The sequence below is a fragment of the Polynucleobacter sp. genome (assembly GCF_030693775.1).
Classification (GTDB): domain Bacteria; phylum Pseudomonadota; class Gammaproteobacteria; order Burkholderiales; family Burkholderiaceae; genus Polynucleobacter.
The window spans coordinates 18419-33124 of the sequence record NZ_JAUXZY010000001.1 but is presented as its reverse complement, the minus strand read 5'-3'; the positions used below and the strand labels follow the sequence as shown (position 1 = coordinate 33124).

At 50.2% G+C, this 14706-nt stretch carries 14 protein-coding genes and 3 tRNA genes; 12 read left to right on the top strand and 5 right to left on the bottom strand.

Going from position 1 to position 14706, the window contains the following annotated elements:
* Positions 1–100: 100 nt before the first annotated feature.
* The gene (locus tag Q8M75_RS00205; protein WP_305484893.1) at positions 101–289 is read right to left on the bottom strand and encodes a superinfection immunity protein; all 189 of its coding nucleotides are present in this window, start codon (positions 287–289) and stop codon (positions 101–103) included.
* Positions 290–420: 131 nt separating this feature from the next.
* On the opposite strand from Q8M75_RS00205, the gene Q8M75_RS00200 reads away from it, so the two are divergent.
* Genes Q8M75_RS00200 through ftsB form a run of 4 tightly spaced genes read left to right on the top strand, consistent with a single transcriptional unit; the run spans position 421 to position 4591 of the window.
* On the top strand, positions 421–2082 hold the full coding sequence (locus tag Q8M75_RS00200) for a CTP synthase (protein WP_305484891.1): 1662 nt from the start codon (positions 421–423) through the stop codon (positions 2080–2082).
* Positions 2079–2930 carry a 3-deoxy-8-phosphooctulonate synthase gene (gene kdsA, locus Q8M75_RS00195; RefSeq protein ID WP_305484888.1) on the top strand — a complete coding sequence of 284 codons (852 nt, stop codon included), beginning with the start codon at positions 2079–2081 and terminating at the stop codon, positions 2928–2930. Before Q8M75_RS00200 ends, kdsA begins: the two co-directional genes overlap by 4 nt.
* Before the next feature lie 10 nt (positions 2931–2940).
* A complete protein-coding gene (gene eno, locus Q8M75_RS00190; RefSeq protein WP_305484887.1) occupies positions 2941–4227 on the top strand; it encodes a phosphopyruvate hydratase in 1287 nt (428 codons plus the stop codon).
* Positions 4228–4258: 31 nt separating this feature from the next.
* Positions 4259–4591: a cell division protein FtsB gene (ftsB, locus tag Q8M75_RS00185; RefSeq protein WP_305484885.1), complete on the top strand. Its 333-nt coding sequence runs from the start codon at positions 4259–4261 to the stop codon at positions 4589–4591.
* 11 nt (positions 4592–4602) lie between these two features.
* Here ftsB and Q8M75_RS00180 read toward each other — a convergent pair whose 3' ends face one another.
* The gene (locus tag Q8M75_RS00180) at positions 4603–5568 is read right to left on the bottom strand and encodes an Hsp33 family molecular chaperone HslO (RefSeq protein WP_305484880.1); all 966 of its coding nucleotides are present in this window, start codon (positions 5566–5568) and stop codon (positions 4603–4605) included.
* 50 nt (positions 5569–5618) lie between these two features.
* Between Q8M75_RS00180 and gltX the strand changes: the two genes are divergently transcribed.
* From gltX to Q8M75_RS00160, 4 genes are all read left to right on the top strand, one after another.
* Positions 5619–7040, top strand: a complete 1422-nt coding sequence (gene gltX / locus Q8M75_RS00175; protein ID WP_305485211.1) for a glutamate--tRNA ligase — start codon at positions 5619–5621, stop codon at positions 7038–7040.
* An 81-nt stretch (positions 7041–7121) separates the two neighbouring features.
* Positions 7122–7197 (top strand) — tRNA-Ala (locus Q8M75_RS00170).
* A 41-nt stretch (positions 7198–7238) separates the two neighbouring features.
* A tRNA-Glu gene (locus tag Q8M75_RS00165) sits at positions 7239–7314 on the top strand.
* 24 nt (positions 7315–7338) lie between these two features.
* Positions 7339–7415, top strand: a tRNA-Asp gene (locus Q8M75_RS00160).
* 45 nt (positions 7416–7460) lie between these two features.
* Here the strand turns inward: Q8M75_RS00160 and Q8M75_RS00155 are convergent.
* Genes Q8M75_RS00155 through Q8M75_RS00145 form a run of 3 tightly spaced genes read right to left on the bottom strand, consistent with a single transcriptional unit; the run spans position 7461 to position 9942 of the window.
* Positions 7461–8330 (bottom strand): M48 family metallopeptidase, encoded by an 870-nt coding sequence (locus Q8M75_RS00155; RefSeq protein ID WP_305484878.1) that lies wholly within the window; start codon positions 8328–8330, stop codon positions 7461–7463.
* A 30-nt stretch (positions 8331–8360) separates the two neighbouring features.
* A complete protein-coding gene (locus Q8M75_RS00150) occupies positions 8361–8957 on the bottom strand; it encodes a hypothetical protein (RefSeq protein ID WP_305484876.1) in 597 nt (198 codons plus the stop codon).
* Positions 8958–8997: 40 nt separating this feature from the next.
* Positions 8998–9942 carry a LysR family transcriptional regulator gene (locus Q8M75_RS00145; protein ID WP_305484873.1) on the bottom strand — a complete coding sequence of 315 codons (945 nt, stop codon included), beginning with the start codon at positions 9940–9942 and terminating at the stop codon, positions 8998–9000.
* A 129-nt stretch (positions 9943–10071) separates the two neighbouring features.
* On the opposite strand from Q8M75_RS00145, the gene gcl reads away from it, so the two are divergent.
* The 4 genes from gcl to Q8M75_RS00125 all read left to right on the top strand — a co-directional run bounded on the left by gcl (position 10072) and on the right by Q8M75_RS00125 (position 14430).
* Positions 10072–11862, top strand: a complete 1791-nt coding sequence (gene gcl / locus Q8M75_RS00140; protein ID WP_305484871.1) for a glyoxylate carboligase — start codon at positions 10072–10074, stop codon at positions 11860–11862.
* Between the two features lie 105 nt (positions 11863–11967).
* Positions 11968–12744: a hydroxypyruvate isomerase gene (hyi, locus tag Q8M75_RS00135; RefSeq protein ID WP_305484869.1), complete on the top strand. Its 777-nt coding sequence runs from the start codon at positions 11968–11970 to the stop codon at positions 12742–12744.
* A 126-nt stretch (positions 12745–12870) separates the two neighbouring features.
* Positions 12871–13785 carry a 2-hydroxy-3-oxopropionate reductase gene (glxR, locus tag Q8M75_RS00130; protein WP_305485209.1) on the top strand — a complete coding sequence of 305 codons (915 nt, stop codon included), beginning with the start codon at positions 12871–12873 and terminating at the stop codon, positions 13783–13785.
* A 57-nt stretch (positions 13786–13842) separates the two neighbouring features.
* A complete protein-coding gene (locus Q8M75_RS00125) occupies positions 13843–14430 on the top strand; it encodes a YqiA/YcfP family alpha/beta fold hydrolase (RefSeq protein ID WP_305484866.1) in 588 nt (195 codons plus the stop codon).
* Positions 14431–14706: the final 276 nt, after the last annotated feature.

Here is a 14706-nt window from a genome sequence, read left to right as displayed (position 1 = left end):
TCAAGTCAATTGTAATGTTTTGGCTGGTTTATGGACAATAAAATTTGTAAAAAAAGCTATTAAATAGGGCTAAATAGCCGATTTCGGGACCCTAAAGACCCTAAATAGTGTGCTCGGCCTTGAGGGCCCAAACCAAGGCAATGACCCACCCAACCAAAGACCAGCCCAAAAACAGATTTAGGGCAAAAATAGCCCCGGTATTGATCCGTTTTTTGTAAAACGCAATGGCAAACGGCAAAAAATAGAATAGGGAGAGAACGCTGATTAAAAGGGCACATACAAAGCGCATGTCTTCTCACTCTTGAGTCGATTGGGTCTGGGGCCGAATTGGCCTACATTATGGATTTTACTGCTAGGTCAAATTCTGGACTCGGGTAGAGGTATCGTTATAATTAGAATTTCCAACAGAGCCAAAGCGCGATGACCAAATACGTTTTTGTCACTGGTGGCGTAGTTTCTTCCCTGGGGAAAGGAATTGCAGCTGCCTCGCTTGCCGCGATTCTCGAATCCCGCGGCCTGAAAGTCACCCTCCTAAAACTCGATCCCTACATTAACGTTGATCCGGGCACCATGAGCCCCTTTCAGCATGGCGAAGTCTTTGTGACCGAGGATGGCGCCGAGACCGATTTGGATCTGGGCCATTACGAACGATTCGTGTCTGCCAAGATGCGCAAGAGTAATAACTTTACGACCGGCCAGATTTATGAATCGGTAATCCGTAAAGAGCGTCGGGGTGAGTACCTTGGCAAAACAGTTCAAGTGATTCCGCACATTACCAATGAAATCCAAGCCTTTGTCGAGCGGGGCGCTAAAGCCAGCCATGATGGTCAAGTGGATGTCGCCATTTGCGAAATTGGTGGAACAGTAGGTGATATTGAGTCCCTACCGTTTTTAGAGGCCGCACGCCAAATGAGCCTGCGCCTGCCGCCCCATAGCTGTGCTTTTGTTCACCTAACCTTGGTTCCCTACTTAATTAGCGCCGGCGAACTGAAAACAAAGCCAACTCAGCATTCCGTGCAAAAGCTACGCGAAATCGGCATCATGCCGACCGTGTTGCTGTGCCGTGCCGATCGCCCGATTCCAGAGGATGAGCGCTCGAAGATTTCCTTATTCTCGAACGTACGGGAAGAATCGGTTATCTCGGTATGGGATGTCGATACGATTTACAAGATTCCACAAATGCTGCACGAGCAAGGCATGGATGATCTGATTTGCCGCGAACTGCAAATTGAGGCAAAGCCGGCTGACCTCTCCGTATGGACGCATTTGGTCTATGAGATGGAGAACCCCCAACATGAAGTCACCATCGGCATGGTGGGCAAGTACGTCGACTTAACCGAGTCGTATAAGTCCTTAATTGAAGCCTTGCGCCATGCGGGGATTCATAACCACACGCGGGTGAATATTCGTTACATCGATTCAGAGCAGGTGGAAAAAGATGGAGTGGATTGCCTCGCCAACCTCGATGCAGTTCTGGTGCCAGGCGGCTTTGGTAAACGCGGTACAGAAGGCAAGATCGCTGCTATCCGCTATGCCCGTGAAAACCGCATTCCCTACCTCGGCATCTGCTTAGGTATGCAATTGGCGGTCATCGAATTTGCCCGCCACGTAGCGCACATTACTGGTGCCAACAGCACTGAGTTTGATCCGGAGACGGCGCATCCCGTTGTGGCGCTCATTACCGAATGGCTTGACCGTGAAGGGCGCGTGGAAAAGCGCGGTGATGATTCCGATTTAGGCGGCACGATGCGCCTAGGCTCCCAGCGCTGCCCAGTAAAAACAAATACCTTGGCACATACCATTTACGGTGACGAAGTAAACGAACGCCATCGCCATCGCTACGAAGTCAATAATATTTACGTACCCCGTTTAGAAGAGTCCGGACTGGTGATCTCAGCACGTACCCCAACGGAATCACTGCCGGAGATGATGGAATTACCTAAGTCAATGCACCCGTGGTTCTTTGGTGTGCAGTTTCATCCTGAATTTACTTCGACGCCGCGTGATGGACATCCGCTCTTTTTGGCTTACATTAAAGCGGCATTGGCGCACCACGACGCAAACCAGGCGGTGGCAGCATGAAACTCTGCGGATTTGATGTTGGACTAGACCAACGTTTTTTCTTAATTGCCGGTCCTTGCGTGATTGAGTCTGAGCAGTCGGCTCTGGATATCGCTGGTACGCTTAAAGAAATTACTGGATCGCTCGGCATTCCATTTATTTATAAATCGTCTTTCGATAAAGCCAATCGCACCTCGGGCAGTTCCTTTCGGGGGCTTGGCATGGAAAAAGGCTTAGCGATTTTGGCCAAAGTTCGTAAAGAGATCGGCGTGCCAGTCTTGACGGACGTGCATGATATAAGTGAAATTGCATCCGTTGCTGCAGTGGTGGATGTCATGCAAACACCGGCTTTTTTATGCCGCCAAACGGACTTCATTCGGGCTTGCGCGCAAAGCGGTAAGCCGGTCAATTTCAAGAAGGGCCAGTTTCTGTCTCCGCATGAGATGCTCAATGTCATCCAAAAGGCGCGTGATGCAGCGGCAGAAGCACATGTGCCAGATCAGTTTATGGTTTGCGAACGCGGCGCCTCATTTGGTTATAACAATTTAGTGTCGGACATGCGTAGCCTCGCCATCTTGCGTGAGACCCATGCACCTGTCGTATTTGATGCGACCCATTCTGTTCAGTTACCAGGCGGGCAGGGTGGCAGTAGCGGTGGACAACGTGAATTTGTCCCCGTGTTGGCGCGCGCTGCAATAGCGGTCGGCATCAGCGGTCTCTTCATGGAGACCCACCCTGATCCAGCGAAGGCGCTATCCGATGGACCGAACGCGGTGCCATTAAATCGCATGAAAGAATTATTGGAATCGCTTGTTGCAATCGATGCGGTTGTCAAGAAAAGCGGTACTTTTTTAGAAAAGCAGTTTTGAGGAGAAGTTCATGAGTGCCATCGTCGATATTATCGGTAGAGAAATCTTAGATTCACGCGGTAATCCAACGGTAGAGTGCGATGTGCTCCTCGAGTCGGGCGTCATGGCCCGCGCTGCGGTTCCATCCGGTGCTTCAACGGGTTCCCGCGAAGCAATTGAGATGCGTGATGGCGATGCCGAGCGCTACTTAGGCAAAGGCGTTCTCAAAGCCGTTCAAAACATCAATACCGAAATTTCTGAAGCAGTGATGGGGCTGGATGCCAGTGAACAAGCCTTCTTGGATCGCACCATTAATGAACTTGATGGCACCCATAACAAGGCGCGTCTGGGCGCCAATGCTACCTTAGCCGTCTCTATGGCTGTGGCCCGCGCTGCTGCAGAAGAAGCGGGTTTGCCTTTGTACCGCTACTTTGGCGGCTCTGGCGCGATGCAACTCCCAGTTCCAATGATGAACATCGTCAATGGTGGTGCGCATGCGAACAATAGCTTAGACATTCAAGAATTCATGATTATGCCGGTGGGTACGGAAACCTTCCGTGAGGCATTGCGCTGTGGCGCTGAAATCTTCCATGCCCTCAAAAAAATCCTGCACGATAAGAATATGCCCACCTCGGTTGGTGATGAGGGCGGCTTTGCGCCAAACTTCACGAGCAATAAAGAGTGCCTCGAGACCATTTTGCTCGCCATTGAAAACGCAGGCTACAACGCTGGCGAAGATGTGCTACTTGCACTCGATTGTGCTGCTAGTGAATTCTATAAAGACGGTAAATACCATCTAGCTGGTGAAGGCCTGCAGCTGAGCTCGAGCGAGTTCTCGGATTACCTGGGCAATTTGGCCGATCAGTTTCCGATTGTTTCCATCGAAGATGGCATGCACGAGAGTGACTGGGATGGCTGGGCTGACTTAACGCAAAAGCTAGGCAAAAAGATTCAACTGGTTGGCGATGATTTATTTGTTACCAATACGCGCATCCTCAAAGAAGGCATTGAAAAGGGCGTTGCGAATTCGATTCTGATCAAGATCAATCAAATCGGCACCTTAACCGAGACCTTTGCTGCAATCGAGATGGCCAAGCGGGCCAACTACACTGCAGTGATTTCACACCGCTCTGGCGAAACCGAAGACAGTACCATCGCAGACATTGCAGTGGGCACGAATGCAGGCCAGATCAAAACGGGCTCGTTGTCGCGCTCTGATCGCATTGCCAAGTACAACCAGTTATTGCGCATCGAAGAAGATTTGGGCGATGTGGCTAGCTATCCAGGTAAATCGGTTTTTTATAACCTGAAGAAGTAGCAGTCGACATCGACCTCGACCTTCATAGGCCATGCGACTCATTATCTACTCCATGTTTGGTTTGCTGATTGCCATTCAGTACCCCCTATGGCTTGGGAAGGGCGGCTGGTTCAAGGTCTACGAGATGGAAAAGCAACTCAAAGATCAGAAAGAGTTGAATCAAGCCCTAGCACTGCGCAATACGAAGTTAGCCGGCGATGTGAATGACCTGAAATCAGGAACGCGCGCGATTGAAGAACGGGCTCGGGCAGAGCATGGCATGCTGAAAGAGGGCGAGTACTTTGTACAAATTCTGCCTAGCGATAAATCCGTAGCAGAGGCAAAGCAGGATGCGCTCGCCAAAGAGGCGCAAAAACCGCAGTAAGCAGGATCTGCTTAATGTCCGCCCGATGGCGGCCGGGTGGCATCCGTAAGTAAGTCAGTCTTGAACACCTGGATGCAGTCCACCGCATCAAATCGGTAAGCCTTGCCGCAAAACTCACAACCGGTTTCCACTGCACCCTGTTCAGCAAGAATGCTGTTTACTTCCTCTTCCCCAAGCATGCGCAAAACATCGGCCACCTTGAGGCGTGAGCAACGGCAGGCAAACTGGACTGGCCTTGTCGGGAAAGCTCGAACGCCAGCTTCACTGGATTCATTTAAAAAGAGCCGGCGTAATGTGGTCTCGGGGCTGAGCTCAAGCAACTCATCCGTAGTAATGGTTTCGCCCAGCGCCTGAATGCGACTCCAGCCCTCGGCTGCAGCCTGAGGATCAAGATGCACATGGCCGCCCGAATTGGGTAAGCGTTGCAACAGTAGACCGCCCACCACTTTTTCATTGGAAGCGAGCCAAATGCGGGTCTCCAATTGTTCCGAATGGCGCATGTATAGCATGATGGCTTCGGCAGCATTCGTAACAGGAACGGCAATGCCATTCCGGCCTTGCTGGAGGGCAACGATGCCTTGATAGGGCGGTTGTCCAGGCTGACGCTCGGCTGGATCCAGTGTAATCACCAGACGGCCGGTATTGGCGGCATCCAGTAAATCCGCTAGCGTGGCATTCGGATCAATCTCAGTAGGCTCTACTGATAACTTGACTGTGGCACGCATGGTGAGTTTTGAGCTGCACTCCACCACCAAGAGGGAAATTGGCCCCTTGCTTTGCGCCTGAATAATCAGGGTGCCATCAAATTTAAGGCTGGCACTTAGCAGGGTTGCAGCCGCGACAAAATCGCCCAAAATCTGACGAATAACAGGGGGGTCATCACGCCGCGCTAATACCGCCTGCCATGCAGTACTAATTGAGACAATTTCGCCGCGAACAGGGGCGCCATCGCATACAAAGACAAGCAGTTCATTCATAAGCCAAAGTATCCTTGGTTTTGCCTTGATTTGGTTGACCTGAGATAATACTGGCTATGTCTATACGTACCCGATTTGCACCCAGTCCGACTGGCTTTATCCACCTCGGCAATCTACGCAGCGCGCTGTATCCGTGGGCTTTTGCGCGCCATCATGGCGGTGACTTTATTCTCCGCATTGAAGATACTGACTTAGAACGCTCCTCCCAAGAGGCGGTAGACGTCATCATCGATGGCATGGCCTGGCTTGGACTTGATATCGACGAAGGCCCCATCTATCAAATGCAGCACATGGATCGCTACCGTGAAGTGATTGCAGAGATGCTGAAATCCGGCCTTGCGTACCCTTGTTATATGAGTGAGGCCGAACTGAATGCCTTGCGCGATCAGCAGATGGCAAATAAAGAGAAGCCGCGCTACAACGGTCTATGGCGACCAGAGCCGGGTAAGATTTTGCCACCGGTTCCGGAGGGCGTATTGCCAGTCATTCGCTTTAAGAATCCCATTGGCGGTTCGGTTATCTGGCAAGATGCCGTCAAAGGACAAATCGAGATCAGTAATGACGAACTCGATGACCTCGTAATTGCTCGGCCTGATGGTACGCCGACGTATAACTTTTGCGTAGTTGTCGATGACATTGATATGCAGATTACCCACGTGATTCGTGGCGATGATCACGTCAACAACACCCCTCGTCAAATCAATATCATGCGCGCTTTGGGTGGTACGCCGCCGATTTATGCGCATTTACCGACCGTCCTCAATGAGGATGGCGAAAAGATGAGTAAGCGTAATGGCGCTATGAGTGTGCGCGATTACCAGCGTGAAGGCTATTTACCTGAGGCCATTCTGAATTACTTAGCACGGCTCGGCTGGGCACATGGTGATGCTGAAGTCTTTACCCGCGATCAATTTGTAGGGTGGTTTGATTTGGATCATTTGGGGCGCTCCCCGGCGCAGCACAACCCTGAAAAGTTACTCTGGCTGAACCACCATTACATTCAGCATAGCGATGCGGCAAAACTGGCGGAGCAGGTCAAGCCATTTGCTCTCGAGCGCGGGATTGCTATTCCAGAAGCGGGGCAGGGCCCGGACTTTGTTCAGGTAGTGGGGCTCCTGAAAGACCGTGCCAATACCTTGCTGGAAATTGCCGATGGCGCTAAGCTGTTTTACATGCCAGCACCCGCGTTTTCACAGCAGGAAATTGATACCAATATTCCGGCGAATATACGTCCTGCATTGGCTGATTTGATTGCGGCATTTGAGGCGAGTGATGGCAGTAAAGAGGGGTATTCAGCCGCATTTAAGGCCGTCTTAACCCAGCATCAACTGAAGATGCCGGCCTTGGCCATGCCTGTTCGCTACGCTCTCTTTGCCACCACTCAAACCCCAGCGATTGACGCCGTCTTGGTCATCCTAGGGAAGGCCGAAACCCTTGAGCGCCTGAGGAGGGTGCTTGCAACCAAAAATTAGGGCAGGCAGGCAAAAATAGGCTAAAATCTTGGATTGTTTTAAATGTCTTGTGTTGCAGTGGCAGTTTGAACGCGAGATTATGGGGGTATAGCTCAGCTGGGAGAGCGCTTGCATGGCATGCAAGAGGTCAGCGGTTCGATCCCGCTTATCTCCACCAGCATTTAGAATGGCAGTATATGCAGTAAATGGTAGTCCACGGTCCCCATCGTCTAGAGGCCTAGGACATCACCCTTTCACGGTGAGTACGGGGGTTCGAATCCCCCTGGGGACGCCAGATTTTGTAGTAACGCAGCAGTTTGGAGCGGTAGTTCAGTTGGTTAGAATATCGGCCTGTCACGCCGAGGGTCGCGGGTTCGAGTCCCGTCCGCTCCGCCAAGATTAATAAAAAAGCCCCTTAATCGGGGCTTTTTTATTGCTGCTCTATTTCGTTGCCGGAGCAGTACCCGGAGCTTTGGGTGCGTCGCGATACAAAGGCTCGACTGCCGGCATTAATGCGCTGAGTTGTTCGATGCGCGTTTCGCCCGAAGGGTGGGTTGATAAAAATTCGGGGGGATTTTTACCTTGCGTTGCCTTCATCATCTTTTGCCATACGGAGATGGCTGCACGGGGGTTATAGCCCGCTCTAGCAGCCAACTCAATTCCAATCGCATCAGCTTCGCTTTCATGTTGTCTTGAGTTTGGCAAAACCAATACATATTGCGCCACTTGATTGGCTGCATTGATTTGCGCACCATAGCCTCCAGCTGCAGCCAGTGCAATATTGGTGATCGTGCTTTGTGCCATGGCTTGCGAAAGGCGTTCTCTGCCGTGTTCGCGTAATGCATGCGCAATCTCATGCCCCATGATGGCGGCAATCTCATCATCATTGAGATTGAGTTGATCGATGATGCCGGTATAAAAAGTAATCTTGCCGCCGGGTGCGCAGGTGGCATTCAGAATAGGCGCATTAATGAGGCTCAGCTGCCAATTCCATTTCTGGGTATCGTCACGAAAGTAAGCGGTTTGTGGAATAAGGCGATTGGCAATATTGATCAAGCGATCGTATTGCGGTCCTGATGTAATCAGAATCTTTTTGTCTTGGGCTTTTTTATTTTGTTCGTTAAAGCTAATGGCCGATAAACGCTCGACTTCACTTTGGGAGGCCATCATCAGTTGCTGACGATTGACGCCCACTACGCCTGGACGGGTCGTAGTGGTGCATGCAGAAAACAGGGTAATGCTGGCAATGCAAAGGGCAATAACACGGTAATGCGTATTACTGATGCACTTACGTATCAATGGCCTCTGCATTACGTTCGCTACTAAATTGATAGCGGCGTATTACTTCTTTCCTGGTGTAATCGAAGCTGCCATCCGGTCGATGAAAACAGCACGCACCACATCGCCTACTGCAATGTCTTTTAGGAGGTCTGGGTTCTTCACCTTCACCACAGTGACCTTACCATTAGGACCTTTAATAGAAGCAGTCTTCTTAGTGCGATCTACCGCAACCACGTCGGCAATGATTTCAGTCGCGTTGGTAATGGTCTGTGCTGGCTTTTGGCCAGGCTGTGCAGTGGTAACAGCAGAAGCTTCTTGTTTGCTGCGAATGCCATCGCTCTTGGTTTTAATTAGCTCAAGCGCAACTGCAACTTCATAGGTCACGCTCAAGTGGTCGCCTACTTTGATCTGCGCAAAGTTCTTAATTTCTGGACCAGCCACAAAACTGGACTCACCCTCTTTATTTTTAAAGGTGATGGTGCGTGTTTTGGCATCAATCTTCACGACATCGCCCTGATATAAATCATAGACGGTATCCATAATGGCAGCCGCCTCTACTTTAGGCTTAGCGGGGCTGGCAGGTTGTGCCTGAGCAAAGCTAGTTGTTGCGAGCAATGCAGCAGTGACTGCAGCGATGTGGAGGGATTTACGTTTCATATGCTTCCTTTTGGTTTGATAAAAAAATGGACCTCTGGTTTTACTGCGTATTAATAGATTCAACAAGCTGGGTTTTACTTTCTTGGCGCTCCCACCAATTGCCTACAAAGTATCCCTGTAGCCAGTCGATGTATTGACTAACCTTACCAGGCACGAGGCGTGGGGAAGAAAATACTGCATGGATTTCTTGAGAGGGCAAGGTCCAGTCCGTCAAAATGGGTTGCAAATTTCCTGTTTGAACTGAGCGGTGCGCTACGTACCAAGGGATCGCTGCTAAACCCATTTTAGCGATGGTGGCCGCTAATAATGTCGATAAATTATTGGAATAGAGCGGTCCTTTAACGGGGATTGAAAGTGCCGCGCCATCAGCTCCACTAAAGTGCCAACGGTGGTTATCCTGAACCGAGCTATAAATTAAAGCCTGATGCTCCGCTAACTCGGTCGGATGCTTGGGGGTGCCATGCTCTTCTAAATAGGCCGGGCTAGCAACCAACACCCAGGGATTTAGCCCCAAATACCGGGAACCCAACGATGAGTCTGGCAATCGCCCCATACGAACCGCCAAATCAATCCCTTGCTCCACCAAATTCACATAATGGTCATCTAAACTAAGGTGCACTTGCAATTGGGGGTGCTGGCTCATGAATTCCAACACCAAGGGGGTCAAAATGCGTCGCCCGAAAGCAACCGAAGAGCTAATGGACAATTTCCCCTGAATCTTGCTTTGCAAGAGGGCGGCTAAGTTATCTGCGTCCTCGAGCTCACGCGAAATGACTTTGCATTTCTCATAATAGATTTGGCCAATTTCCGTCGGGGTTACGCCTCTTGTACTGCGGTGCAGCAAAAGGGAGCCGAGGCGCTTTTCTAAAAAGGCGATGTGTTTGGTGGCGGTTGGCTGGGTAATACCAAGGCTGATGGCGGCCTTGCTAAAGGAGCCAGTCTCAACAACGCGGACAAATAGGGCAATGCCCTGGATGCGATCCATTTGCCTATTCTAGCCTGATTCTGATACAGGGTATTCCAAATTGGAATAGGTGATATGAATCCACCTGCCATTCTCATTTGGGTGGGAAATCGTCATCATCCTTACATTCTTAAACGTAGAGGAGACATCATGGCCAAAATGAAAGCCGCAATGGCTGCAGTACTAGTAATGGAAAAAGAAGGCATTACAACTGCCTTTGGTGTTCCAGGTGCAGCAATCAATCCGCTCTATGCGCAATTACGCGAGCGTCAATCAATTACACACATTTTGGCTCGCCACGTAGAGGGCGCCTCCCACATGGCCGAGGGTTACACCCGCGCCAAAGCCGGCAATATTGGCGTTTGCATTGGCACCTCAGGCCCCGCCGGTACCGACATGATCACTGGCCTTTACTCTGCCATTGCTGATTCCATTCCAATTCTGTGTATTACTGGTCAAGCACCGCGTGCGCGCCTCTACAAAGAAGACTTTCAAGCGGTTGATATTGAGTCTATTTCCAAACCCGTAACCAAGATGTCCGTTACCGTGCGCGAGCCTGGCTTAGTGCCGCGGGTGTTCCAGCAAGCTTTCCATGTGATGCGCTCGGGACGTCCTGGTCCAGTCTTAATTGATTTGCCAATAGACGTTCAGCTTGCGGAAATCGAATTTGATATTGATACCTATGAGCCATTGCCGGTCTACAAGCCTGCAGCTAGTCGCAAGCAGATTGAGAAAGCCATTGAAATGCTGATGGCATCTGAAAAGCCCTTGATCGTATCCGGCGGCGGCGTTATTAATGCGGATGCAGATAAGTTATTGGTTGAGTTTGCCGAACTGACTGGCATTCCAGTGATTCCGACCCTGATGGGTTGGGGCACGATTCCGGATGACCATCCGCTGATGGCTGGTATGGTTGGATTGCAAACATCGCATCGCTACGGTAATGCCACGATGCTCGCCAGCGACTTTGTTTTAGGTATCGGTAATCGCTGGGCTAACCGCCACACGGGTTCACTCGAGGTGTATTGCAAAGACCGTAAGTTTGTTCACGTCGACATTGAGCCAACACAAATCGGTCGCGTCTTTAATCCAGACTACGGCATTGTTTCCGATGCTAAAGCAGCCCTAGAGTTGTTTGTTGAAGTAGCCAAAGAATGGAAAGCCAAAGGCAAGCTCAAAGACTATAGCGACTGGGTTAGCCGTTGCCAAGAGCGTAAGCGTTTGATGCTACGCAAGACCAATTTTGATAATGTGCCTATCAAGCCACAACGCGTATACCAAGAGATGAACTCGGTATTTGGTCGCGATACGGTTTATGTATCCACGATTGGTTTGTCACAGATTGCAGGCGGTCAATTCTTGCATGTGTATGGCGCTCGCCAGTGGATCAATTGCGGTCAAGCCGGCCCATTGGGCTGGACCATTCCTGCAGCACTCGGCGTATTAGCGTCCGATCCAACCAAGACGGTCGTTGGTCTTGCCGGTGACTATGATTTCCAGTTCTTGATCGAAGAGTTGGCTGTTGGCGCGCAGTTCCATTTACCGCTCGTCATGGTCTTGGTGAACAACAGCTACCTCGGGTTGATTCGTCAAGCACAGCGCGGTTTCGAGATGGACTACTGTGTCCAGCTCGCCTTTGACAACATCAACGTCGACGATCAAAACCTCAAGGGTTATGGCGTTGACCACGGTAAGGTGGTCGAAGGACTCGGCTGCAAGGCACTACGTGTGACCGACCCGAGCAAGATCAATGCTGCTTTGATCGAAGCGCAAAAGATGGCCAAAGAACACCGCGTACCAGTCGTAGTGGAAGTGATTCTGGAAAAAGTGACGAACATTGCGATGGGTACTGAGATCAATAATGTCAACGAGTTTGAAGACATTGATTGCCGCCACCCTGCCGGCACTGAGGGACTGGTTACAGCCGGTTTGCTCGAGTAAAGGTTTCAAGTAATAGAATGCTGTTCTAATGCGGTATTACGAAGGTAATACCGCAACTTTTTTGCGATTTAAGTTTTGTTTGTTTGAATTTGATAAGGAATAGGAATGCCGAAGTTTGCTGCCAATCTCACCATGTTATTTAATGAAGTTCCATTCATGGAGCGCTTTGATAAGGCTGCAGCAGCCAAATTCAAAGCAGTGGAATTCTTATTTCCATATGCATTTCCGGTTGCTGACATTAAGGCAAAGCTTGATCAAAACAAACTGACTTTGGTGCTGCACAATTTGCCCGCAGGAAATTGGGAGGCCGGTGAGCGCGGGATTGCCTGTCTGCCAGACCGCATTGAGGAGTTCCGTAAGGGCGTATCGAATGCTGTGGAATATGCCACTGCACTTGGCGTGACCCAAGTGAACTGCTTAGCTGGAAAAATGCCTGAAGGTATTGCCCATAACGCATTACGTACCACCTTTATTGATAATCTCAAGTACGCTGCTGCGGAGCTCAAAAAGGCCAACATCAAGCTACTAATTGAGCCCATCAATACCTTTGATATTCCAGGCTTCTTCTTATCAGGCACGCAGCAGGCCATCGACATCATCACGGAAGTTGGCTCGGATAATCTATTTTTGCAGTACGACATCTACCACGCACAGCGCATGGAAGGTGAGCTTGCTAACTCCATTCAGAAGCACCTGGCTAAAATTGCGCATATTCAGCTCGCTGATAATCCTGGTCGTAACGAGCCTGGTACTGGCGAGATCAATTACGCTTATATCTTTGCCATGCTCGACCGCATTGGTTATGCTGGCTGGATTGGCTGCGAGTACAAACCCGCAGCAACAACTGAGGCGGGCTTGGGTTGGTTTAAGCCCTTCGCTTAAGTTGGCTGCAGCCATATTGATTCGCTCGTTTGGTATTTCAATCGGGAATAGGGTTCTGCTCTTGCGAGATAATTTACTTATGCGATCCCGCAGACCCAAATAATAAAGTCCATCACTTCAAATAGGATAACTACCATGTCACAACTTAAACTCGGTTTCGTCGGTCTTGGCATTATGGGCGCCCCCATGGCTGGCCATTTAGTTGCTGCAGGCCATACGGTGTATGTCAATACCCGCAGCAAGGTGCCTGATGCCATTGCGAAATCAGCCGCAATTCAATGCGCAAGCCCAGCTGAAGTTGCTGAGAAAGCAGACATCATTTTTACAATGGTTCCAGATACCCCCGATGTTGAGCGTGTTCTCTTTGGTGACAAAGGCATTGCTAGCGGTCTAGCCAATGGTGGCAAAGGCAAAGTGGTTGTGGATATGAGCTCCATATCGCCGATTGCTACAAAGGAATTTGCGAAGAAGATTAATGCGCTGGGCGCCGATTATCTCGATGCGCCAGTCTCGGGTGGTGAGGTAGGTGCAAAAAATGCAACCCTGTCCATCATGCTGGGCGGTGAGGAATCCGTATTTGAGCGGGTTAAACCGGTTCTGGAATTAATGGGCAAGAATATTAATTTAGTCGGTGGTAATGGTGATGGTCAAACGGCTAAGGTAGCCAATCAGATTATTGTGGCCTTGAATATTGAAGCAGTTGCTGAGGCCTTGTTGTTTGCCGCCAAAGCCGGCGCCGATCCTGCAAAAGTACGCCAGGCATTAATGGGTGGCTTTGCCAGCTCCAAAATTTTGGAAGTGCATGGCGAGCGCATGGTCAAGCGCACCTTTGATCCTGGTTTCCGGATTGAGTTGCATCAGAAAGATTTAAATCTGGCGCTCAACAGCGCACGCGCATTGGGCGTTTCCTTGCCCAATACCGCAACCGCCCAAGAGTTGTTTAATTCTTGCTCAGCTCATGGCGGTAAAGCATGGGACCACTCAGCCATGGTGCGCGCTTTAGAAAAACTGGCCAACTTTGAAATCGGCCAAAAAGCTTAATTCATTGTTCCTGGCTTGACTTAAACCAGTATTGGATTCGGTTGCATAATATGCAACATGAATTCACTTCTGGTTGTTTACCTTCACGGCTTTCGTTCGTCCCCACGCTCGAGCAAGGCCCAGATGACTGGCGATGCCATCGCGCATCGCAAGAAGCAGGGCGCTGCCATCGAATGGTATTGCCCTCAATTACTTGCCTCCCCGCGCGAGTCCATGGACATGGTTCAGCGCCACATCGATGCCTCTAAAGCAGATCGACTATCTGTCATTGGTTCTTCTTTAGGCGGCTTTTATACCAACTACCTCGCAGAACACTATGGTTGTAAAGGCATTGCACTCAATCCAGCGGTAAGGGCAGGGCGCGAACTTGCGCCGCATGTTGGCATGATGACAGCATACGACAGCGAAGAGCCTTTTGACTTTCGAGCTGAATACATCGATGAACTCAATCGCATGCAGATTGAATCAATCACTCTGCCAGAACGGTATCTGCTATTGGCTGCAACCGGTGATGAGTTACTGGACTGGCGCGAGATGGCCGCTTTTTATCCGGGCGCCCAGCAGATCATTATTCAAGGAAGCGATCATGGGATTCACAATTACAGTGACTATCTTGATGACGTAGTGCGCTTCGCTTGCGATTAATTGCATAGGCTCATTTCATGAGCTTCTAGCTCGACATACTGCATTCTGGACTAACCAGCGCACTAGCGCTAAACCGGAGTGCACCATGCAAACCTTAAAAACATTTTTTATCTGGCTGATCTTTGCTGAAAAGCAGGGTGAATGGCAGCGATCAGAGTGGATTTGCCGCAGTCGAATTGAGTAAACAAATCCGAATGGGCTGGCCCAGTCATTGCCGCATAGGGTCAATGGCGGTGCGTTGATCGCCCCTATAATTTTCTGTAAGATGGTTGTCAT

What these genes read in the sequence shown, in the direction of transcription:
- eno (WP_305484887.1), top strand. Translation starts at nt 2,941, where the DNA reads ATGAGTGCCATCGTCGATATTATCGGTAGAGAAATCTTAGATTCACGC.
- Q8M75_RS00150 (WP_305484876.1), bottom strand. Translation starts at nt 8,957, where the DNA reads ATGAAACGTAAATCCCTCCACATCGCTGCAGTCACTGCTGCATTGCTC.
- hyi (WP_305484869.1), top strand. Translation starts at nt 11,968, where the DNA reads ATGCCGAAGTTTGCTGCCAATCTCACCATGTTATTTAATGAAGTTCCA.
- ftsB (WP_305484885.1), top strand. Translation starts at nt 4,259, where the DNA reads ATGCGACTCATTATCTACTCCATGTTTGGTTTGCTGATTGCCATTCAG.
- Q8M75_RS00200 (WP_305484891.1), top strand. Translation starts at nt 421, where the DNA reads ATGACCAAATACGTTTTTGTCACTGGTGGCGTAGTTTCTTCCCTGGGG.
- Q8M75_RS00180 (WP_305484880.1), bottom strand. Translation starts at nt 5,568, where the DNA reads ATGAATGAACTGCTTGTCTTTGTATGCGATGGCGCCCCTGTTCGCGGC.
- Q8M75_RS00205 (WP_305484893.1), bottom strand. Translation starts at nt 289, where the DNA reads ATGCGCTTTGTATGTGCCCTTTTAATCAGCGTTCTCTCCCTATTCTAT.
- Q8M75_RS00125 (WP_305484866.1), top strand. Translation starts at nt 13,843, where the DNA reads ATGAATTCACTTCTGGTTGTTTACCTTCACGGCTTTCGTTCGTCCCCA.
- kdsA (WP_305484888.1), top strand. Translation starts at nt 2,079, where the DNA reads ATGAAACTCTGCGGATTTGATGTTGGACTAGACCAACGTTTTTTCTTA.
- Q8M75_RS00155 (WP_305484878.1), bottom strand. Translation starts at nt 8,330, where the DNA reads ATGCAGAGGCCATTGATACGTAAGTGCATCAGTAATACGCATTACCGT.
- Q8M75_RS00145 (WP_305484873.1), bottom strand. Translation starts at nt 9,942, where the DNA reads ATGGATCGCATCCAGGGCATTGCCCTATTTGTCCGCGTTGTTGAGACT.
- gcl (WP_305484871.1), top strand. Translation starts at nt 10,072, where the DNA reads ATGGCCAAAATGAAAGCCGCAATGGCTGCAGTACTAGTAATGGAAAAA.